The sequence below is a fragment of the Priestia sp. P5_B4 genome, assembly GCF_056400385.1.
The window spans coordinates 1-4,185 of sequence record NZ_JBFULJ010000302.1; the positions used below are offsets into that span (position 1 = coordinate 1).

At 39.3% G+C, this 4,185-nt stretch carries 5 protein-coding genes; 2 read left to right on the top strand and 3 right to left on the bottom strand.

What is annotated here, in order from left to right; translation table 11 throughout:
• Both AC1DRF_RS17990 and AC1DRF_RS17995 read right to left on the bottom strand, forming a co-directional pair.
• The coding region (locus AC1DRF_RS17990; protein WP_477741311.1) for an FUSC family protein at positions 1–1,758 on the bottom strand (1,758 nt) is incomplete at its 3' end.
• Between the two features lie 156 nt (positions 1,759–1,914).
• Positions 1,915–2,175: a metal-sensitive transcriptional regulator gene (locus tag AC1DRF_RS17995; protein ID WP_013058561.1), complete on the bottom strand. Its 261-nt coding sequence runs from the start codon at positions 2,173–2,175 to the stop codon at positions 1,915–1,917.
• Between the two features lie 292 nt (positions 2,176–2,467).
• On the opposite strand from AC1DRF_RS17995, the gene AC1DRF_RS18000 reads away from it, so the two are divergent.
• Both AC1DRF_RS18000 and comJ read left to right on the top strand, forming a co-directional pair.
• The gene (locus AC1DRF_RS18000; protein ID WP_427091202.1) at positions 2,468–2,842 is read left to right on the top strand and encodes a NucA/NucB deoxyribonuclease domain-containing protein; all 375 of its coding nucleotides are present in this window, start codon (positions 2,468–2,470) and stop codon (positions 2,840–2,842) included.
• 35 nt (positions 2,843–2,877) lie between these two features.
• Positions 2,878–3,285: a competence protein ComJ gene (gene comJ, locus AC1DRF_RS18005; protein ID WP_043978463.1), complete on the top strand. Its 408-nt coding sequence runs from the start codon at positions 2,878–2,880 to the stop codon at positions 3,283–3,285.
• 101 nt (positions 3,286–3,386) lie between these two features.
• Here comJ and AC1DRF_RS18010 read toward each other — a convergent pair.
• The coding region (locus tag AC1DRF_RS18010; RefSeq protein WP_477741312.1) for a lysostaphin resistance A-like protein at positions 3,387–4,185 on the bottom strand (799 nt) is incomplete at its 5' end.

Below are 4,185 nucleotides of genomic sequence, written 5' to 3' on the forward strand. Positions count from 1 at the left end.
AAGCATATAACCTAACTGCTGTGTAGCGACAACTGCAGGCCACAACCCTTCTAGTTTGACGGCCGTTTTAGAATATTCTCCAATCACATTATCGTACAGGGCCCGAAGATTAACGAGTTCTCCTTGAAGCTTATTTCTTTCTCGTTTAATTCTTTCTTCATCTTGTTCGGTGCTTAGCATTTCTAAAAACTGTCCTTCTTTTCGTATCACATCTCCAAGCAAATATGGCAAACGAAGTGAAGAAGCTCGTTTAAAAATTAATACCGTGCCGACCACTCCAATAACAGAACCAATGACAATATCAATCACTCGAGCAKACGTAAAGTAGCTAATCGMTTTATCTGGATGACCGCTTTCAGCAATTAAAAGAGCATTTGGTGTGATAAAGAGCGTGCCGAGCGCGTAGTTTTTAACAATTACAATTTCAATCGTCGACTGAAGCACAAAGACAATGAGCGCAATGACGATTCCCGTTGGTTCAAGCATCAGAATCCCGGTTCCAATTAAAATACCTAAAATGGTTCCGACAGAGCGCTGAATACCTCGCTGAACCGTTGCACGAACGGTTGCTCCAAGCATCACTCCCGCGCACGTAAGCGGAATCCAGTAAGACCTTGGAATATTTGTCGTATAGGCAACGGCTGCGGCGATGATCATAATAATTCCGTAGCGCAAAGCATTTTTAAGCACATAAGAACGTTTGTGAAAAGCAGCTTTTAAGCGTGTTTTTACGCTGCCTTGTGAAAATTGAATATACTCCGTTTCTTTTAATTCTTTCATTTGAAGAACGTCATTTACATCCAATAGCAATGTACGCAGCTCTTCTTTGATGGACAGCTCTTCAATTTCTTCTCGAACGTCTCGAATTTTTTTATGCTTTTTTAACGTGGCCATTTCTGATGCGAACGTTTCAATCACCGCCTGTGCTTTTTTAGAAACAGCTGGATTAAAATCGTTCGCAGCTGCCATCACAAAGATAAACAGTCCTTCGGCTTTTTGATTTAATAAAAACAGACGATGCGCAAACGATGATTTTTTTCGATTAATTTTCGCTTGTTTCATCGCTGTTTCCGCTGCTCGAAGCTCGACAACCGTTTTATGCTGCTCGGCGTGAAATGATTCCGTACCAAGAGACCCGACAAATGAAGCTAGCTGCCTGTACGCTTTCGCCACAGCGGCAGTTTCAGGTCCGCGCGGGTTAATAAGCCAGCCGCTCATGCTAATACACCAAGATAGTGTCCCTCCTAAAAAAACGAGTCCTGCGTGCAAAAAAACAGCCTGCAAATTCGGCGCTGGAATGCTCGTGCTCACAGCAAATGAAAGGACAAAAAACATGGCAGAAGGTCCTGGAATTTTTAACGCTCCGAAAACATAAACCGATACAGATCCAATAACACCAAATAAAATAGTTTTCATCCAAGCTACGTCAGCAAATAACGAGCCGAGTGTAAAGCACAGCGTAACGCCAAGCAAAGCTAAAAATAACTTAACAGCACGCTGCGCATAAGGCTCATCTTTTGTATACAAATATGTAAAGCCGCCAATGCTTGCAATGAGTCCGTACTGCAAATGATCAAACAAAATTCCTATCAAAATCGGCAGACTTGAAGACAAGCCTGAGCTGATTCCTCTTACCCACGGAGAAGAAGCGTGGTTAAAGCGAAAAGCGGCTTTGATTCCCGGCGCTTTTGGAAAAGCCTCAATTTTATGATGAATTTCCGTATGATTATATGCTGGTGATTTTTTGTCATCACTCACCTTGACCTCCTCCTTTCTCTCCATATATCTTTCCTGTTCTTAAAACGAGATAAACCTAAAAAACCGCTGTTCCTATCCGTATTGTGTTTAGGAACAGCGGTTTTTATCCTTGTGAGCAGCGTACAGTAAAAACAAAAAGCAGATGAAACGAATATCTCATCTGCTTTTTACTAACAGCTCTACTGCTTCTTTTACTAAGTTTTCGGTATTCTCGCCTTTTTCAATGCTTTCTCTTACACATTGTTCAAGATTGGTGCTGACAATAACACCCATCGTGCGATCAATTGCGCTTCTGGCTGCTGAGAGCTGTGTCACAATGTCACGGCAGTCTTTTCCTTGTTCCATCATATTTAAGACACCTTTTAACTGACCTTCAATACGTTTCAAACGATTTTTAACTTGTTTATCATATTCCATCATACTACTACCTCCGCTCATGCATGATTGCGCTTCTTGCTTTTAAGCTGTACGCAAGAAGTAAATGTATACACAACTTTATACCTATTAGGGTATGATGTCAAGTAAAGGAAGTTTAACATAAATGTTAATACTTGTTTACAACGTATTTATTGTCCTGTAATCTAAACTTAGCAATCTGACAGTATAGTTAAGCTGTAAAAACGACTTACACTGGAGGTTTAAGATGGCTACATACGGGAAAAAATTAATGGCAAGTCTATTCATTATCATGGCATGTATTTTAGGGTTTATGGGGCATGCGGCTTTTTTATCTCCTGAAAAAACGGAAGCTGAAGTAAATTATGATGCGACACTTTATTTTCCGTTAGACCGATATCCTGAAACGGGTGATCATATTCGTGACGCGATTGCCGCTGGGCACTCTTCCGTTTGTACAATTGATCGCGACGGTGCTGAAGCGAACCGAGAAGAATCCCTGAAAGGATATCCGACAAAAACAGGTTATGACCGTGATGAATGGCCAATGGCTATGTGCGAAGAAGGCGGAGCAGGAGCTGACATTCGCTATATTTCACCTTCTGATAACCGCGGAGCCGGCTCATGGGTTGGAAATCAGTTAGAACAGTATCCAGATGGTACACGCGTACAATTTATCGTTCAATAATAGCAGAACAAGCTTTACTTTGAAGAGGTGAAATCATGAAAACAAAATGGAAAGAACAAGAGCTAACCATGTCTTATCATCAGTTTACGCTGTTTCAAAAAGGACAGCCAAAGCCCCATCACGACTGGAGCGATGAAGATATTCAAAAAGGATATGTCGCAGACGATAAAGCTATTTCATTTGAAGCCGTATCAAACACAAGAGCCATTATTGAAGTATGGGTAAACGAAACTCCAGACGCATCAAAGGCTGAAAAGACCACTCGCCTTCCTTTTCACGTCGAAAGCGATGGGATCGAAATCAAAAGCGTCCTATCTGAAACCTTAAGCTATGACATTCCAAACGGGTATTATTACGTCACATGCCTGACTATTCCTCTTCAAGAAAAAACAAACTCTGGCCTTTATCTAGTGAAGTATTTGCTGCATTTTGAAAGTCAATAAAAAGCAGGTAGCCTACTGTAAACAGTTCAGGTAATATACAACAGTAATAACTCATAAAAGCTCAGAGCGATATATAGCTCTGAGCTTTTTGGTGCAAGATGCTAAAATATCCATCCGTTAAAAACCATACCTAAATTAATAATAAAATGAAAAACTATGGCTGGGTATATGCTTTTCGTCTTTAAAACGACAAATGCATAGAAAAATCCACCAAGAGAAAAAAGTAAACTCATGATTACAGGAATTCCTATTGATATGTGCAAAAGACCGAATCCAATACTCGTAATGAAAACAGCATAAAAAGTGGAAAGATTACTCTTTAAATGAGATAACATGATCCCTCTCCAAAGCAACTCTTCTAAAATAGCGTTTATAACGGAGAATACTATACCGTATATGACGAATGATTTTGTATAGCTTATATCTTCAACGAACAGTAACGGTACAAAGATTGTAGCCGAACCAATCAGACCAAACATTAAAAAGTACGTTAGCTTAATCGAATGATATGGCATCACTATATGTTTCTGCCAGTCTGATAATGATGCAAAAAGAAATACCTTCTGTTTGGACAACAAAATGGAAAGCAATAGTCCACCTATGATGAACAGAAGTAAAATTCTGTTTACAATGATTTTCATCTCTTTAGATAGATCCCATTCAATGAAATAATTGCTTCCTATTTGAAACATACATGTTCCTATTAAAAAGAATAGAAAAAGAGAAACCGTTGAACGATATTTAGAGGTTAAAGCATAGATAAAAAGCATGCCTATGATGGGCAACATTCCCGCAGCAAATAACTTATAAGAAAAAAGAACAATCCCGAAGAAAAATAAACTTATTATAAGGATGAGTAATACATTTATTCGTAAATATTGGATATAAAACTCCTCCTTT

Bases quoted from the DNA above. Each gene is read 5' to 3' on its own strand.
- comJ (WP_043978463.1), top strand. From the start codon at position 2,878: ATGAAAACAAAATGGAAAGAACAAGAGCTAACCATGTCTTATCATCAG.
- AC1DRF_RS18000 (WP_427091202.1), top strand. From the start codon at position 2,468: ATGGGGCATGCGGCTTTTTTATCTCCTGAAAAAACGGAAGCTGAAGTA.
- AC1DRF_RS17995 (WP_013058561.1), bottom strand. From the start codon at position 2,175: ATGGAATATGATAAACAAGTTAAAAATCGTTTGAAACGTATTGAAGGT.